Origin of the sequence: Sphingomonas sp. (genome assembly GCF_023266535.1) — a bacterium.
GTDB lineage: Bacteria > Pseudomonadota > Alphaproteobacteria > Sphingomonadales > Sphingomonadaceae > Sphingomicrobium.
Genome location: NZ_JAHFPY010000027.1, coordinates 1 through 15874, shown reverse-complemented (window position 1 = coordinate 15874; position 15874 = coordinate 1). Strand labels below are relative to the sequence as shown.

Annotated in this window: 23 protein-coding genes and 3 pseudogenes; all 26 read right to left on the bottom strand. The window is 64.0% G+C overall.

Translation table 11 applies throughout. The features are described 5' to 3' along the window. Positions 1 to 1368 carry a preprotein translocase subunit SecY gene (gene secY / locus Q0C64_RS05945; protein WP_294121496.1) on the bottom strand — a complete coding sequence of 456 codons (1368 nt, stop codon included), beginning with the start codon at positions 1366 to 1368 and terminating at the stop codon, positions 1 to 3. Between the two features lie 103 nt (positions 1369 to 1471). Then, the gene (gene rplO / locus Q0C64_RS05940) at positions 1472 to 2020 is read right to left on the bottom strand and encodes a 50S ribosomal protein L15 (protein WP_294121494.1); all 549 of its coding nucleotides are present in this window, start codon (positions 2018 to 2020) and stop codon (positions 1472 to 1474) included. A gap of 74 nt (positions 2021 to 2094) precedes the next feature. After that, positions 2095 to 2271, bottom strand: coding sequence for a 50S ribosomal protein L30 (rpmD, locus tag Q0C64_RS05935; RefSeq protein WP_294121493.1), 177 nt, complete (start codon positions 2269 to 2271; stop codon positions 2095 to 2097). A gap of 6 nt (positions 2272 to 2277) precedes the next feature. Continuing rightward, positions 2278 to 3015, bottom strand: coding sequence for a 30S ribosomal protein S5 (gene rpsE, locus Q0C64_RS05930; RefSeq protein ID WP_294121492.1), 738 nt, complete (start codon positions 3013 to 3015; stop codon positions 2278 to 2280). Then, positions 3016 to 3369 (bottom strand): 50S ribosomal protein L18, encoded by a 354-nt coding sequence (gene rplR, locus Q0C64_RS05925; protein ID WP_294121491.1) that lies wholly within the window; start codon positions 3367 to 3369, stop codon positions 3016 to 3018. A 3-nt stretch (positions 3370 to 3372) separates the two neighbouring features. Beyond that, positions 3373 to 3909: a 50S ribosomal protein L6 gene (gene rplF / locus Q0C64_RS05920; RefSeq protein WP_294121490.1), complete on the bottom strand. Its 537-nt coding sequence runs from the start codon at positions 3907 to 3909 to the stop codon at positions 3373 to 3375. Beyond that, entirely contained in the window at positions 3909 to 4304 is a 396-nt protein-coding gene (rpsH, locus tag Q0C64_RS05915; RefSeq protein ID WP_249904876.1) for a 30S ribosomal protein S8, read from the bottom strand. Before rpsH ends, rplF begins: the two co-directional genes overlap by 1 nt. 9 nt (positions 4305 to 4313) lie before the next feature. After that, complete coding sequence (rpsN, locus tag Q0C64_RS05910; RefSeq protein WP_294121483.1) at positions 4314 to 4619, bottom strand: 30S ribosomal protein S14; 306 nt, start codon at positions 4617 to 4619, stop codon at positions 4314 to 4316. Between the two features lie 23 nt (positions 4620 to 4642). Continuing rightward, positions 4643 to 5221 carry a 50S ribosomal protein L5 gene (rplE, locus tag Q0C64_RS05905; protein ID WP_294121482.1) on the bottom strand — a complete coding sequence of 193 codons (579 nt, stop codon included), beginning with the start codon at positions 5219 to 5221 and terminating at the stop codon, positions 4643 to 4645. After that, entirely contained in the window at positions 5214 to 5534 is a 321-nt protein-coding gene (gene rplX / locus Q0C64_RS05900) for a 50S ribosomal protein L24 (protein ID WP_294121481.1), read from the bottom strand. The genes rplE and rplX overlap by 8 nt, the downstream gene beginning before the upstream one ends. Continuing rightward, positions 5534 to 5902 carry a 50S ribosomal protein L14 gene (gene rplN, locus Q0C64_RS05895; protein ID WP_249914153.1) on the bottom strand — a complete coding sequence of 123 codons (369 nt, stop codon included), beginning with the start codon at positions 5900 to 5902 and terminating at the stop codon, positions 5534 to 5536. The genes rplX and rplN overlap by 1 nt, the downstream gene beginning before the upstream one ends. Positions 5903 to 6061: 159 nt before the next feature. After that, positions 6062 to 6289: pseudogene (rpsQ, locus tag Q0C64_RS05890) on the bottom strand (30S ribosomal protein S17); the annotation flags it as partial. A 12-nt stretch (positions 6290 to 6301) separates the two neighbouring features. Then, positions 6302 to 6508 (bottom strand): 50S ribosomal protein L29, encoded by a 207-nt coding sequence (gene rpmC, locus Q0C64_RS05885; protein WP_294121480.1) that lies wholly within the window; start codon positions 6506 to 6508, stop codon positions 6302 to 6304. A 2-nt stretch (positions 6509 to 6510) separates the two neighbouring features. Continuing rightward, positions 6511 to 6942 (bottom strand): 50S ribosomal protein L16, encoded by a 432-nt coding sequence (rplP, locus tag Q0C64_RS05880; RefSeq protein WP_294121478.1) that lies wholly within the window; start codon positions 6940 to 6942, stop codon positions 6511 to 6513. Between the two features lie 12 nt (positions 6943 to 6954). Further along, the gene (gene rpsC, locus Q0C64_RS05875; protein ID WP_294121476.1) at positions 6955 to 7662 is read right to left on the bottom strand and encodes a 30S ribosomal protein S3; all 708 of its coding nucleotides are present in this window, start codon (positions 7660 to 7662) and stop codon (positions 6955 to 6957) included. Continuing rightward, entirely contained in the window at positions 7662 to 8039 is a 378-nt protein-coding gene (gene rplV / locus Q0C64_RS05870; protein ID WP_294121474.1) for a 50S ribosomal protein L22, read from the bottom strand. The genes rpsC and rplV overlap by 1 nt, the downstream gene beginning before the upstream one ends. Then, a complete protein-coding gene (rpsS, locus tag Q0C64_RS05865) occupies positions 8039 to 8314 on the bottom strand; it encodes a 30S ribosomal protein S19 (protein WP_249914148.1) in 276 nt (91 codons plus the stop codon). The genes rplV and rpsS overlap by 1 nt, the downstream gene beginning before the upstream one ends. A 5-nt stretch (positions 8315 to 8319) precedes the next feature. After that, complete coding sequence (gene rplB / locus Q0C64_RS05860) at positions 8320 to 9156, bottom strand: 50S ribosomal protein L2 (protein WP_294121473.1); 837 nt, start codon at positions 9154 to 9156, stop codon at positions 8320 to 8322. Positions 9157 to 9161: 5 nt separating this feature from the next. Then, complete coding sequence (locus Q0C64_RS05855) at positions 9162 to 9479, bottom strand: 50S ribosomal protein L23 (RefSeq protein WP_294121472.1); 318 nt, start codon at positions 9477 to 9479, stop codon at positions 9162 to 9164. Next, positions 9472 to 10101, bottom strand: coding sequence for a 50S ribosomal protein L4 (gene rplD, locus Q0C64_RS05850; RefSeq protein WP_294121471.1), 630 nt, complete (start codon positions 10099 to 10101; stop codon positions 9472 to 9474). The genes Q0C64_RS05855 and rplD overlap by 8 nt, the downstream gene beginning before the upstream one ends. Before the next feature lie 261 nt (positions 10102 to 10362). Then, positions 10363 to 11028: pseudogene (rplC, locus tag Q0C64_RS05845) on the bottom strand (50S ribosomal protein L3); the annotation flags it as partial. 234 nt (positions 11029 to 11262) lie between these two features. Continuing rightward, on the bottom strand, positions 11263 to 11574 hold the full coding sequence (gene rpsJ, locus Q0C64_RS05840; RefSeq protein WP_028969184.1) for a 30S ribosomal protein S10: 312 nt from the start codon (positions 11572 to 11574) through the stop codon (positions 11263 to 11265). Between the two features lie 166 nt (positions 11575 to 11740). Further along, the gene (gene tuf / locus Q0C64_RS05835; RefSeq protein WP_294121469.1) at positions 11741 to 12931 is read right to left on the bottom strand and encodes an elongation factor Tu; all 1191 of its coding nucleotides are present in this window, start codon (positions 12929 to 12931) and stop codon (positions 11741 to 11743) included. A gap of 73 nt (positions 12932 to 13004) precedes the next feature. After that, the gene (gene fusA, locus Q0C64_RS05830) at positions 13005 to 15101 is read right to left on the bottom strand and encodes an elongation factor G (RefSeq protein ID WP_294121467.1); all 2097 of its coding nucleotides are present in this window, start codon (positions 15099 to 15101) and stop codon (positions 13005 to 13007) included. Positions 15102 to 15167: 66 nt separating this feature from the next. Further along, entirely contained in the window at positions 15168 to 15638 is a 471-nt protein-coding gene (gene rpsG, locus Q0C64_RS05825) for a 30S ribosomal protein S7 (protein WP_294121465.1), read from the bottom strand. 60 nt (positions 15639 to 15698) lie between these two features. Then, positions 15699 to 15874, bottom strand: a pseudogene (gene rpsL / locus Q0C64_RS05820) (30S ribosomal protein S12); the annotation flags it as partial.

The window sequence follows — 15874 nt, the reverse complement described above, 5'->3', positions numbered from 1 at the left end:
CTAGTGGCGGCGCGCGCCCTTGAGCTTCGCCTTCTTGATCAAATCGCCATATTGATGCGCGATCAAGTGGCTCTGGATCTGGCTGACCGTATCCATCGTTACGTTGACGACGATCAGCAGGCTGGTGCCGCCAAGGTAGAAAGGCACGCCGGCCTGGCTGAGCGCGATCTCCGGGATCAGGCAGATCGTCGTCAGATAGGCCGCGCCGATCACGGTGATGCGGTTCAGGAGATAGTCGAAATACTGCTCGGTCGCCTTGCCCGGGCGGATGCCGGGGATGAAGCCGCCGTGGCGCTTCAGATTCTCGGCCGTTTCTTCCGAATTGAACTGCACCGCCGTGTAGAAGAAGCAGAAGAAGATGATGCCGCCGGCATAAAGCGCCAGATAAAGCGGCGCGCCATGCTGCAGGTAAGTGCTGAGCGTGATCAGCCACTCGCTCGACGAGCTATCCGGAGTCGCGCCGCCGCCGGCGAACTGCAACACGGTTAGCGGCATCAAGAGCAGCGAAGAGGCGAAGATCGGCGGGATGACGCCGGCGGTGTTGATCTTGAGCGGCAGGTGGCTGCGCTCCTGCTGCATCATGCCCCGCGCCGTCTGGCGCTTGGGATATTGGATCAGCACCCGTCTTTGGGCGCGCTCCATGAAGCAGATGAACAGTACCAGCCCGACGACACCGATGACGATGCCGAATACCAGCAGCGGATCGAGCGTGCCGGTGCGGCCGCCTTCGAACAGCTGGGCGAGGTGCTGCGGCATGGAAGCGACAATGCCGGCCATGATGATCAGCGAGACGCCATTGCCGATGCCGCGACTGGTGATCTGCTCACCAATCCACATCAGGAACAGCGTGCCGCCGACCAGGCTGATGGTTGCCGCCATGCGGAACAGCATGCCCGGCTCGACCACCGCCGAAATGCCCTTGGTCGCCGCCCAGCCTTCGAGGCCGACGGCGATGAAATAGCCCTGCACGCTGGTCAGCAGCACGGTCAGGTAGCGGGTATATTGGTTGAGCTTCTTGCGCCCGGTCTCGCCTTCCTTCTTGAGCACTTTCCATGGCTCGTAGAGCGAGGCGCCAAGCTGCACCACGATCGACGCGGTGATGTAGGGCATCACGCCAAGCGCGATGATCGACATGCGCGACAGGCTACCGCCCGAGAAGGTGTTGAAGAAGTCGAGCACGCCGCCCTGCTGCGTCTGGAACAGATTGGCCAGCGCGCGCGGATCGATGCCGGGGATGGGAACGAACGACAGCAGCCGGAACAGCACCAGCGCGCCGAGGGTGAACCACAGGCGCTTCTTGAGTTCGGTGGCCTTGGAGAAGCTGGCTAGCGAAAGGTTGCTGGCCAATTGTTCGGCTGCGGATGCCATTAATGATCCCTAGAAAAAGTCAGGCGGCGACGGGCCCGTTGCCCCCCGCCGCCCGATATAGTCACTGCAAGGCCGATGCGAAGCCCTTTGCGACGAATGCCGGTCAGGCCTTCTTCGCGGCCTTGGCGGCAATCTTGGCGTCGCGGGTCTTGCCCTTCTTGGCGGCAGCCAGCGCGGCGCGGTCGATTTGCTCGAGAACCTCGATGCTGCCACCGGCCTTCTCGACCGCTTCGCGCGCGCCCTTCGACACGCCGGCGACCTTGAAGCTGGCCTTGGCCTTGAATTCGCCCTTGCCAAGCAGGCGGACGCCGTCCTTGCCGCCGCGCGCCAGTCCCGCGGCCTTCAGCGCGTCATGGTCGAGCAGCTTCTTGGCGTCGAGCTTGCCGGCATCGATCAGCTTCTGGACTGCGCCGAGGTTCACCTCGGCATAATCCTTGGCGAAGATGTTGTTGAAGCCGCGCTTCGGCAGCCGCATGTGGAGCGGCATCTGGCCGCCCTCGAAGCCCTTCACGGCGACGCCCGAGCGGCTCTTCTGGCCCTTCTGGCCGCGGCCAGCGGTCTTGCCCAGGCCGGAACCGATGCCGCGGCCAACGCGAACCCGGCCCTTGCGGGCGCCCGGATTGTCGCGGAGTTCGTTGATCTTGAAAGTCATGGTTTGCACTCGCTTTCGCTTTTGTCGCGCATGAAACCAGGCAGCGCTGCCGCCCGGTCTCGATACTCTTCGGTTTAGTTGTCGACCCGCAGCAGATGCGCGACCTTGCGCACCTGGCCGAGCACTTCCGGCGTCGCCTCGACCTCAACCGTGCGGTGCATCTTGTTGAGGCCCAGGCCGACCAGGGTGGCCCGCTGGGTCTTGTCGCGCCGAATCGGCGATCCGGTCTGGGTGATCTTGATCTTGGCCATCACTGATTACTCCGTGACCGCTTCGGCGGTCGCTTCGGCCTCACCCTTGTCCATGCCGCCACGGCCAAGAAGCTCGGAGATCTTCTTGCCACGGCGCTGGGCGACCGAGCGCGGGCTGGTCTGATCCTTGAGCGCCTCGAAAGTCGCGCGGATCATATTGTAGGGGTTGGAAGTGCCGACCGACTTGGTGACCACGTCGTGGACGCCGAGGCTCTCGAACACGGCGCGCATCGGACCGCCGGCGATGATGCCGGTACCGGCCGGAGCGGCGCGAACCGCGACCTTGCCGGCGCCGAAATGGCCCTTGCCGTCATGGTGCAGCGTGCGGCCATCGCGCAGCGGAACGCGGATCATCGCCTTTTTCGCAGCGGCAGTCGCCTTGCTGATGGCTTCCGGCACTTCGCGAGCCTTGCCGTAACCGAAGCCGGCGCGGCCCTTGCCGTCGCCAACCACGACCAGCGCGGCAAAACCGAAGCGCTTGCCGCCCTTCACGGTCTTCGAGACGCGGTTGATGTGGACCAGCTTCTCGATCAGCTCCTCGCCGCCCTCGTCGTCGCCACCACGGCCACCACGACGGTCGTCGCGACGGCCACGGCCGCCACCACGATTGTCGCGGCCGCCACCGCCACGGCCACGGCCGCCACGCGGGCCACGGCCCTCGCGGGCTTCCGGAGCCGGCGCAGCCTCGGGAGCCGCCGCCTCGGCGGGTGCTTCGACCTGCGGGGTTTCGTTTTCGTCAGCCATTTAGAACTCCAATCCGCCTTCGCGGGCGGCATCGGCCAGGGCCTTCACCCGGCCATGGAACAGGAAGCCGCCACGGTCGAACACGACCGCGGACACGCCCGCCTTCTTGGCGCGCTCGGCCAGGGCCTTGCCGACCTCGGCAGCGCCCTCGCGGGTGCTGTTGGCCTTGCCCTTCAAATCCTTGTCCAGGCTCGAGGCCGCGACAATCGTCTTGCCGGCGGCATCGTCGATGACCTGGGCATAGATATGTTTGCCCGAACGGTGAACCGACAAGCGGGGCTTGCCGGCAGCGCGCGCACGCAGCGCGGAGCGAACCCGGCGCCGGCGGCGATCGAAGAGACAGAGTTTCGCCATGGCTTACTTCTTCTTGCCTTCTTTGCGGAAGATATACTCGCCGCGATATTTGATGCCCTTGCCCTTGTAGGGCTCCGGCTTGCGCCAGCGACGGATTTCGGCGGCCACTTGGCCGACCTGCTGCTTGTCGATGCCGCTGATCTCGACCGTGGTGTTGTCGGGGGTCTTGACGTCGACCCCTTCCGGCACGGCGAAATTGACATCGTGGCTGTAGCCGAGCTGCAGCTTGAGGTTGCGGCCCTGGGCCTGCGCACGATAGCCGACGCCGGTGATTTCCAGCACCTTGCTGAACCCTTCGGTGACGCCCGTCACCAGGTTCTGCACGTTGGTGCGCTGCATGCCCCACGCGGCGCGGTTGCGCTGCGCGTCGACCAGCGGCGTGACGCGGATTTCGCTCTCGGAGACCTCATATTTCACGAGGTCGTCGAGCAATTGCATCGACAGCGTGCCCTTGGGGCCCTTCACCGTCAGCGTCTGGCCTTCGATGGTCGCGGTGACGCCCGCGGGCGTTGCGACCGGCCGTTTACCGATGCGTGACATTAGAACACCTCCGCCAGCACTTCGCCGCCGACATTCTGGTCGCGCGCTTCCGCGTCCGACAGAACGCCGCGAGGCGTCGAAACGATGGTGATGCCCAGCCCGTTGCGAATGCGCGGGAGTTCGCGCGCGCCCGAATAGACGCGGCGGCCCGGCTTCGACACGCGAGCCAGATGCTGGATCGCGGGCTGGCCCTCGAAATATTTGAGCTCGATGCGCAGGCCCTTCTGGCCGGCAAGCTCTTCTTCGGAATAACCGCGGATATAGCCTTCGCGCTGAAGCACATCGAGCACATGGGCACGAAGCTTCGACGCCGGCGTCAGGATCGAGTCCTTGCGCGCCTGCTGGCCGTTGCGGATGCGGGTGAGCATATCACCCAATGGATCGGTCATCGGCATCTTCAGCCCTTACCAGCTCGACTTGGTCAAACCGGGAATCAGGCCCTTGTTGCCCATTTCCCGAAGCATGATCCGCGATAGGCGGAACTTGCGATAATATCCGCGCGAACGACCAGTCAGCTCGCAGCGGTTGCGGATGCGGGTCGGGTTGCCGTTGCGCGGCAGCTCGGCCAACTTGAGGCGCGCGATCAGGCGCTCGGTCTCGTCGACCGACTGATCGTTCGCAATTGCTTTGAGCTTCGCCCGCTTCGCCGCGGTTTTCGCGACGAGCTTCTTGCGACGCTCGTTCTTGTTCACGGAACTCAGTTTCGCCATGACTTAAGTTCTCCAATGACCGCTTACGCGGCCGCCTTTTCTGCTTCGGCCGGGAACGGGAAGTTGAAGAGGCGCAGCAGCTCGCGCGCTTCCTCGTCCGTGTTCGCGGTCGTGGTGATGATGATGTCCATGCCCCGGACCTTTTCGATCTGGTCATAGTTGATCTCCGGGAACACGATCTGTTCCTTGAGACCCATTGCGTAATTGCCGCGGCCGTCGAACGACTTGGGATTGAGGCCCCGGAAGTCGCGGACGCGCGGAAGAGCGATCGTCACCAGGCGGTCGAGAAATTCGTACATGCGCTCGCGGCGCAAGGTGACCTTGCAACCGATCGGCATGCCTTCACGCAGCTTGAACTGCGCGATCGACTTCTTCGCCTTGGTGATCACCGGCTTCTGGCCCGAGATTTTTTCCATCTCGCCAGCGGCCTGCTCGACCTTCTTCTTGTCCTGGGTCGCCTCGCCGACGCCCATGTTGATGACGATCTTCTCGAGCTTCGGCACTTCAAGAGCATTCTTGTAGCCGAACTTCTCGGTCATCGCCTTGGCGATGCGCTCGTCATAATCCTTGCGCAGACGCGGAGTGTATTTCGCATCAGCCATTGATCAGCTCCCCGGACTTGGCGGCCACACGGACCTTCTTGTCCCCACGAGTTTCGAACCGAACGCGGGTCGGCTTGCCGGTCTTCGGGTCGGCAATCGCCACCTTCGACACGTGCAGCGGCGCTTCCTTGCGCTCGAGGCCGCCCTGCGGATTAAGCTGCGACGGCTTGCGGTGACGGGTCGCGACGTTGACGCCGGACACGATCACCTTGCTTTCCTTGGGCATCGACGAAATCACTTCGCCGGTCTTGCCCTTGTCGCGGCCCGACAGGACCACGACCTTGTCACCCTTGCGGATCTTCGCGGCCGACATCACAGCACCTCCGGCGCGAGCGAAATGATTTTCATATGCTTCCGCGCGCGCAGTTCGCGAACCACCGGCCCGAAGATACGGGTGCCGATCGGCTCTTCATTCTTGTTCACCAGCACGGCCGCATTGGTGTCGAAGCGGATCACCGAGCCGTCGGGACGGCGGATGTCCTTGGCGGTGCGAACGATCACCGCACGGTGAACGTCGCCCTTCTTCACACGACCGCGCGGTGCGGCTTCCTTGACGCTGACGACAATGATGTCGCCGACGCCGGCGGTGCGGCGCTTCGAGCCGCCCAGCACCTTGATGCACTGGACGCGCTTCGCGCCGCTGTTGTCGGCAACCTCGAGGTTGGACTGCATCTGGATCATGGGTTCAGTCTTTCCTTAGGCTTCGGCCGCCTCGGGCTCGGCCTTGGCCTTGCCCTTGGTTGCCTTCTTGGCCGCCGGCTTGTCAGCCTTGGGCTCGGTCACCGGCTTGGAGACATCGACCTCGACGATCTCGTCGACTACCGCCGGGGCGGCGCCAACGCGATCGAGCACGGTCCAGCTCTTCAGCTTCGAAATCGGGGCGCATTCCTGGATGCGCACCTGCTCGCCCAGCTTGAAGGCATTGCCTTCATCATGGGCGTGATACTTCTTCGACAGCTTGATGATCTTGCCATAGAGCGGGTGCTTCACCCGCCGCTCGACACGGACCACGACCGTCTTGTCACCCTTGTCCGACACCACGGTGCCAGTGAGGACGCGCTTCGGCATCTCAAATACTCCTTACGCCTTGGCCGACGCGCGAACGCGGTCGGACTGCAGCGTCTTGATCCGGGCGATGGTGCGGCGAACTTCGCGCACCCGGCTCGGCTTCTCGAGCTGGTTGGTGGCGGCCTGGAAGCGCAGGTTGAACTGCTCACGCTTCAGGTCCGACAGCTGGGTTGCCAGCTGGTCATCGGTCTTCACGACCAGGTTTTCCTTCTTGGCCATGATTAGTCTTCCTCAACCATCGTTTCGCCCAGGCGGGCGACGACCTTGACCTTGATCGGCAGCTTTTCGGCGGCGCGCTCAAAGGCGACTTTGGCGAGATGGCCGGGGACACCGTCCAGCTCGAACAGGATGCGGCCCGGCTTGACGCGGGCAACCCAGAATTCCGGCGAGCCCTTGCCCGAGCCCATGCGGACTTCGGCCGGCTTCGACGACACCGGGACATCCGGGAAGATGCGGATCCACAAGCGGCCCTGACGGCGGATGTGACGCGTGATCGCGCGGCGGGCCGCCTCGATCTGGCGCGCGGTAATCCGCTCCGGCTCCATCGCCTTCAGGCCGAAGGCGCCGAAGTTCAATTCGGTACCGCCCTTGGCGTTGCCATGGATCCGGCCCTTGAAGGCCTTGCGGAACTTGGTGCGTTTTGGTTGCAGCATCTCTTCAGTTCCTTAGCGGCGGTCTTCGCGCGCCGGGCGGACGCCCGAAGTCTGCGCTTCCATCATCAGTCGGTCCTGGGCGAGCGGGTCATGACCCAGGATCTCGCCCTTGAAGACCCAAACCTTGACGCCGCACACGCCATAAGCGGTGTGGGCCTGGGCTTCGGCATAATCGACGTTGCCGCGCAGCGTGTGCAGCGGAACCCGGCCTTCGCGATACCATTCGGTGCGCGCGATTTCGGCGCCGCCGAGACGGCCCGAGCAGGTGATCCGGATGCCTTCCGCGCCGAGGCGGAGGGCCGACTGCACCGCACGCTTCATCGCGCGGCGGAAAGCGATACGGCGCTCGAGCTGGTCGGCGACACCCTGCGCGACGAGGCGCGCGTCGACTTCCGGCTTGCGGATTTCGACGATGTTGAGGCTGACCTCGCTGCCGGTCATTTTGCCGAGCTGCTTCTTCAACTTCTCGATGTCGCTGCCCTTCTTGCCGATGATGACGCCCGGGCGGGCGGCATAGATCGACACGCGGCACAGCTTGGCCGGACGTTCAATGACCACCTTCGAGATCGCGGCCTGGGGCAGCGACTTGAAGATGAACTGACGGATCTTGAGGTCCTCGAGCAGCAGGCGACCATAGTCCTGCCCTTCGGCGAACCAGCGGCTATCCCAGGTCCGGTTGATCTGGAGACGAAGACCGACGGGAGACGATTTCTGACCCATTACGCTTCTTCCTGCTCGCGAACGACGACGCGGAGGCGGCTGAACGGCTTCTCGATACGGGTCGAGCGGCCGCGCGCGCGGGTCGCGAAACGCTTCATGGTGATCGACTTGCCAACCGACGCCTCGCTGACGACGAGCGCGTCGACATCGAGATTATGGTTGTTCTCGGCATTGGCCACTGCAGAGGCGAGCACCTTGTAGACATCCTCGCTCATCGCCTTGGGCGAGAACTTCAGGATGTTGAGGGCTTCCTCGACCTTGCGGCCACGGATCAGGCCGGCAACCAGGTTGAGCTTGCGCGCCGAACCACGGATCATGGTGCCGACCGCCAGCGCTTCCTTCTCGCCGACCTTACGGGGTGATGCGGGCTTCGACATTAGCGCTTACCCTTCTTGTCGGCAGCGTGGCCCGGGAAGAAGCGCGTGGGAGCGAACTCGCCCAGCTTCATTCCGACCATGTCCTCATTGACCGACACCGGCACGAACTTGCGGCCGTTGTAGACGTTGAAGGTCAGGCCAACGAACTGCGGCAGGATGGTTGAGCGGCGCGACCAGGTCTTGATCGGCGCACGGCCGCCCTTGTCCTGAGCGGCTTCCGCCTTCTTCAGGAGCGACAGTTCGACGAACGGACCTTTCCAGATGGAGCGAGCCATTTCGGTTAGCCCTTCTTCTTCGCGTGACGCGACCGGATGATGAACTTGTCGGTCGACTTATTATGACGGGTGCGGGCACCCTTGGTCGGCTTGCCCCACGGGGTGACCGGGTGACGGCCGCCCGAGGTCCGGCCTTCACCACCGCCGTGCGGGTGGTCGACCGGGTTCTTGGCGACGCCGCGGGTCAGCGGGCGCTTGCCGAGCCAGCGGCTGCGGCCGGCCTTGGCGAGGTTGGTGTTGGCGTTGTCGGGGTTCGACACCGCGCCCACCGTCGCCATGCAGTCCGAGCGGACGTAGCGGGTCTCGCCCGAGTTGAGGCGGACGATGACCATGCCCTTGTCGCGGCCGACAACCTGCACATAGGTGCCGGCGGCGCGCGCGATCTGGCCGCCCTTGCCGGGCTTCAGCTCGACATTGTGGATGATGGTGCCGACCGGCATCTGGCCGATCTCCATGGCATTGCCGGGCTTCACGTCGACCTTCTTGCCGGCCACGACCTTGTCGCCGGGCGCGAGGCGCTGCGGCGCGAGGATGTAGGCCTGCTCGCCACCCTCATAGGTGATGAGAGCGATGAACGCCGAACGGTTCGGGTCATATTCGAGGCGCTCGACGGTCGCGGTCACGTCCCAGGTGCGACGCTTGAAGTCGACGATCCGGTACTTCTGCTTGTGACCGCCGGCGATGCCGCGCGAGGTGACATGGCCCTTGTTATTGCGGCCACCGGTCTTGCGCTTGCCTTCGGTCAGCGCCTTGACCGGCTTGCCCTTCCACAGCGAGGACTTGTCGACGAGGATCAGGCCACGGCGGGCCGGGCTCGTCGGATTATATGCTTTGAGTGCCATGATCCTTAGATCCCGCTCGTGATGTCGATCGACTGGCCTTCGGCCAGCGTCACGATCGCTTTCTTGACGTCCGAACGCTTGTAGGGAGCACCCTTCCAGCGCTTGGTCTTGCCCTTGGCGACGATCGTGTTGACGCCCGTCACGGTCACGCCGAACAGCGCTTCCACTGCCGCCTTGATCTCGGGCTTGGACGCGGTGCCGGCGACCTTGAACACGACCGAGTTATGTTCCGACAACATGGTCGACTTCTCGGTGATGTGCGGCGCGAGCACGATGTCATAGTGGCGGTTGTCGACCGCTACTGCTGCTTGCTTCTTAGCCATTGAACCGGGCCTCCAGCTTTTCAACCGCGGCGCGGGTCAGGACCAGCGTCTCGTGGCGCATGATGTCGTAGACGTTGGCGCCCACCGCCGGCAGCAGGTTCAGGCCCTGCAGGTTCGACGAAGCGCGGGCGAAACCGACGTTGAGCGCGTCACCGTCAATCACCAGCGCGGTCTTGCCGAAGCCGAGCTTGCCCAACTTGGCCTGCAGCGCCTTGGTCTTGGCGTCCTCGCCCATGTCGAGGTTGTCGAGCACGATCAGCTGGCCACCCTTGGCCTTGGCCGACAGCGCCATCTTCAGGCCGAGCGCGCGAACCTTCTTGTTGAGGCTCGAGGTGAAGACGCGGGCCCGCGGGCCGTGCGCCTTGCCGCCGCCGACGAAAATCGGAGCGCGGCGATCGCCGTGACGGGCGGTACCGCCACCCTTCTGGCGGCCGAACTTCTTGCCGGTGCGGGCAACGTCCGAGCGCTCGCGAGCCGCACGCGCCGGAGCGCGGCGGTTGACCAGCTGCCAGGTCACCACACGGTGGAGGATGTCGGCGCGCGGCTCGACACCGAACACGGCATCGTCGAGCTGAATGTCGCCGCCAGCCTTGGCTTCGAGGGTCTGAACCTTGACCTTCATCGCTTAGCCTTCCTTGCTCTCGTCGGCTTCCGGCTTGTCGCCTTCAGCGTCGGAGTCCTTGGTTTCAGTCGCTTCGGCCTGGGCCTCCGCAGCTTCCGCCTCCGCAGCAGCAGCCTCGGCCTCAAGGGCACCGGCTTCCTGCTCGGCGGCAATCGCCTTCACTTCCTCGTCGCTGGGCAGCGCCGGGATTTCGTGGACGGCGGCGTCATCGACGAAGCCGGCCGGAGCGTGCTCGACTTCAAGCTCAACGCCGTCCTGGATGAGGCCCGCCGGATAAGGCGCGCGCTCGTCGCGGGGCAGCTTGATCGCGTCGGAAACGGTCAGCCAGCCACCCTTGTGACCGGGCACCGAGCCCTTGACAAACAGCAGGCCGCGAGCGGCGTCCGTGCGGACGATCTCGAGGTTTTGCTGGGTGCGGTTGCGGGCACCCATATGACCGGCCATCTTCTTGTTCTTGAAGACGCGGCCCGGATCCTGGCGGTTGCCGGTCGAACCGTGCGAACGGTGCGAGACGGAGACGCCGTGGGTGGCGCGCAGACCGCCGAAGCCCCAGCGCTTCATCGCGCCGGCAAAGCCCTTGCCCTGGGTCACACCCGAAATGTCCACCATCTGGCCGGCGACGAAATGGTCCGCGCTGATCGTCGCGCCGACGTCGAGGAGAGCATCCTCGGCGACGCGGAATTCGACCACGCGAGCCTTGGGCTCGACCTCGGCCTTGCCGAACGCGACGCGCTGTGGCTTGGCGACATTCTTCGCCTTGGCCTTGCCCGCGCCCAGCTGGACGGCGGTGTAACCGTCGCGATCCATCTCGCGGCGGCCAACGACCTGGACATCTTCAAGCTGGAGAACGGTGACGGGCACGTGGCGCCCGTCCGCCTGGAACAGGCGGGTCATTCCCATCTTCTTTGCGATCACGCCAGTGCGCATGATCCACACTCCTACAGAGGCCCCGTCCCGCCTGAGCGATGGGGGCGTGCGGCCCGTGAAAACAATGCGTGCCCCGCTTGGGCCATTCCCGCCGAGAGGCAGGATGCGGGGGACGCAGGCCGGGATGCTCGAGAGCGTCCCGCGGTATCCCTTGATCCGTTGCAGCGCCTGTCGGCGCCACGTCGATCCTTGAATCAGGATCGAGCGGCCGAATCTGGCCGCGGTGCCAGCCCCTTAGGCCAGCTTGATCTCTACGTCTACACCCGCGGCAAGATCGAGCTTCATCAAAGCATCGACCGTCTGCGGCGTCGGCTGGACGATATCCAGCAGCCGCTTGTAGGTGCGGACCTCGAACTGCTCGCGCGACTTCTTGTCGACGTGCGGCGAGCGGTTGACCGTGAACTTCTCGATACGCGTCGGCAGGGGGATTGGACCGCGAATGAGGGCACCCGTACGGCGCGCCGTGTCGGCGATGTCGCCAGTAGCCTGATCGAGCACTCGATGATCGAATGCTTTAAGGCGAATCCGGATGTTCTGCGTTTCCATGTCCCTACCGATGCGAAAGAGCCTGAGCGCCGTCCTCTAGGAGGACATTGCCCTTACATAAAAAGCCAAGCGCGACAAAGGCCGTCTGGCCGACGCCGCGCTCGACGAAAACTGGTTGCGGGCCGCAAATTCCCCAGGCGGAGAATCGCGCGGCCCGCGCCCTATATTACTTAGTGATGCTGCCGACAACCCCCGCGCCGACGGTCCGGCCGCCTTCGCGGATCGCGAAGCGCAGGCCCTGGTCCATGGCGATCGGAGCGATCAGCTTCACGCCGAGGGTGACGTTGTCGCCCGGCATGACCATCTCGGTGCCTTCCGGCAGCACGACTTCGCCCGTCACGTCGGTCGTACGGAAGTAGAACTGCGGACGGTAGTTGGCGAAGAACGGCGTGTGACGGCCGCCCTCGTCCTTCGACAGGACATAAACCTCGGCCGAGAAGTCGGTGTGCGGCTTGATCGAGCCCGGCTTGCACAGGACCTGACCACGCTCGACGTCTTCACGGCCGATGCCGCGGATCAGCGCGCCGATGTTGTCGCCGGCTTCGCCCTGATCGAGCAGCTTGCGGAACATCTCGACACCGGTGACGACGGTCTTCTGGGTGTCGCGGATGCCGACGATCTCGACTTCCTCGCCAACCTTGACCACGCCGGTCTCGACGCGGCCGGTGACGACAGTGCCGCGGCCCGAGATCGAGAACACGTCTTCGATCGGCATCAGGAACGGCTTGTCGAGCGGACGCTCCGGCTGCGGGATCCACTCGTCGACGGCGGCCATCAGCTTGAGGATCGACTCATGGCCGATTTCGGGGTTCTTGCCCTCGAGCGCGGCCAGCGCCGAACCGGCGATGATCGGAATATTGTCGCCGTCGAAGTCGCGCTTGGAAAGCTCCTCGCGGATTTCCAGCTCAACCAGCTCAAGCAGCTCGGGATCGTCGACCTGATCGACCTTGTTCAGGTAGACGACCATGGTCGGAACGCCGACCTGCTTGGCGAGCAGGATGTGCTCCTTGGTTTGCGGCATCGGGCCGTCGGCAGCCGACACGACCAGGATCGCGCCGTCCATCTGGGCGGCACCGGTGATCATGTTCTTCACATAGTCGGCGTGGCCCGGGCAATCGACGTGCGCATAGTGGCGCGCAGCCGTCTCATACTCGACGTGGGCGGTCGAGATGGTGATGCCGCGCTCACGCTCTTCCGGAGCCTTGTCGATGTTTGCATAGTCGACAAAGGTCGCGCCGCCGGTCTCGGCCAGCACCTTGGTGATCGCCGCGGTCAGCGACGTCTTGCCATGGTCGACGTGACCGATGGTGCCAATGTTGCAGTGCGGCTTCGTCCGCTCAAATTTCGCCTTCGCCATTTTACGCCTCTTCTTCTCTTAGATATTCGGGCGGCCCGCCCGTGCGAGCGCGCCCATAGCCACAATTTTTCGGTTACGCCAGCTTCGCCTTCACTTCGTCGGCGACGTTCTGCGGAACCTCCTCATAATGCGAGAACTGCATCGTGTACTGGGCCCGGCCCTGGGTAAACGAGCGCAGCTGGTTCACATAGCCGAACATATTGGCCAGCGGGACCATCGCCTCGACCGCCTGCGCGTTGCCGCGGGTATCGGTGCCCTGGATCTGGCCGCGACGCGAATTCAGGTCGCCGATGACGTCGCCGAGATAATCCTCGGGGGTGACGACTTCGACCTTCATGATCGGCTCCAGCAGCTTGATGCCGGCCTTCTGGGCCACTTCGCGCATGGCGCCGCGGGCACAGATTTCGAACGCCAGCGCCGAAGAGTCGACGTCGTGATACTTGCCGTCGATCAGATGCACCGCGAAGTCGATGATCGGGAAGCCGATCAGTGAGCCCGTCTCGGCGGTTTCACGCATGCCCTTCTCGACCGAAGGGATATATTCCTTCGGGACGTTGCCGCCCTTGATCTCGTCGAAGAACTGGAAACCCGATCCGCGCTCGCCAGGGGCGACCGCGACCTTGATCTCGCCGAACTGGCCGGAGCCGCCCGACTGCTTCTTGTGCGTGTAGGTCAGCTCGACCGGCTTCGCGAGATATTCGCGATAGGCGACCTGGGGCGCACCGACATTGGCCTCGACCTTGAATTCGCGCTTCATGCGATCGACCAGGATCTCGAGGTGGAGCTCGCCCATCCCCTTGATGATGGTCTGGCCCGATTCGTGGTCGGTGGTGACGCGGAACGACGGATCCTCGCGCGCAAGGCGATTGAGCGCGACGCCCATCTTCTCCTGGTCGGCCTTGGTCTTCGGTTCGACCGCGACCTCGATCACCGGATCGGGGAATTCCATCCGCTCGAGGATGATCGGCGCATTGGCCGCGCACAGCGTGTCGCCGGTGGTGGTGTCCTTAAGACCCGCCAACGCAACGATATCACCCGCATAAGCGACCTGGATGTCCTCACGGTCGTTGGCATGCATCAGCAGCATGCGGCCGACCTTTTCCTTCTTGTCCTTGACCGAATTGGTCACCTGCGACGAAGTCTCAAGCTTGCCCGAGTAGATACGAGCAAAGGTCAACGTGCCGACGAACGGGTCGTTCATGATCTTGAACGCCAAGGCCGAGAAAGGCGCATCATCCGAAGGCGCGCGGGTATCGGTGGTCTCGCCGTCCATCTTGAGGCCTTCGACCGGCGGAATGTCCAGCGGCGAAGGCAGATAGTCGATGACCGCGTCGAGCAGCGGCTGGACGCCCTTGTTCTTGAACGCCGAACCGCACAGCACCGGGACGAACGAGAAGTTCAGCGTACCCTTGCGGATCAGCTTCTTGAGCGTCGCGACATCGGGTTCCGTACCTTCGAGGTAGGTTTCCATGACGTCGTCGTCCTGCTCGACGGCCATTTCGATCAGCTCCTGGCGAGCGGTCGCGGCAGCGTCGGCCAGGTCGGCCGGAATGTCCTGATATTCGAACTTGGCGCCGAGGCTTTCCTCAAGCCAGATGATCGCGCGGTTCTCGACCAGGTCGACCAGGCCCTTGAAGCCGCCCTCGATGCCGATCGGCAGGTAAAGCACCGCCGCCCGCGCGCCGAGGCGGTCCTTGATCATCTCAACGCAGCGCTCGAAATTGGCGCCGGTACGGTCGAGCTTGTTGACGAAGCACATCCGCGGGACGTTGTACTTCTCGGCCTGCCGCCACACCGTCTCCGACTGCGGCTCGACGCCGGCAACGCCGTCGAAACAGGCGACCGCACCGTCCAGCACGCGTAGCGAACGCTCGACCTCAATCGTAAAGTCGACGTGACCCGGCGTGTCGATGATGTTGATGCGGTGCTCTTCGCCCTTACCTTCATCGGCGCGCCAGAAACAGGTTGTCGCGGCCGACGTGATGGTGATGCCGCGCTCTTGCTCCTGCTCCATCCAGTCCATCGTGGCGGTGCCTTCATGGACTTCGCCGATCTTGTAGGACTTGCCGGTGTAATAGAGGATGCGCTCGGTCGTGGTCGTCTTGCCGGCATCGATGTGGGCCATGATGCCGATGTTACGATAGCGCTCAAGCGGATGGCTGCGGGCCATGGGGAAAGTTTCCTTAGCAATGTGGGAGGACCGGAACGCCGGTCCTCCACGATATAGGTACGAAAACTACCAGCGGTAGTGCGAGAAGGCGCGGTTCGCTTCCGCCATGCGGTGCGTGTCCTCGCGCTTCTTGACCGCGTTGCCGCGGTTCTGCGACGCGTCCATCAGCTCGCCCGACAGGCGGCCGGACATGGTCTTCTCGCTGCGGGCGCGGGCAGCCGAGATCAGCCAGCGGATGGCCAGCGCCTGGGCGCGCTCGGTGCGCACTTCGACCGGGACCTGGTAAGTCGCACCGCCAACGCGGCGGCTGCGGACTTCGATGCCCGGCTTCACATTGTTGAGCGCATCATGGAACACCTGCAGCGGGTCCTTCTTGAGGCGCTGCTCGACGTTCTCGAGCGCGGTGTAGACGATGCCTTCCGCGACCGACTTCTTGCCGTCGAGCATGACCGAATTCATGAACTTCGACAGGACGAGATCCCCGAACTTGGGATCGGGGAGGATGACGCGCTTTTCTGGGCGACGACGACGGGACATAGGAAATTCCTTTCAGAGCGGCGCGCCAGCCGCTTCGGGCGGCGCAGCCAACGATCCAGCTTATTTCGGGCGCTTGGCGCCGTACTTCGAACGCGACTGACGACGGTCCTTCACGCCCTGCGTGTCGAGCACGCCGCGAAGTACGTGATAGCGCACGCCCGGAAGGTCGCGCACACGGCCGCCGCGGATCAGCACCACCGAGTGCTCCTGCAGATTGTGGCCCTCACCCGGGATGT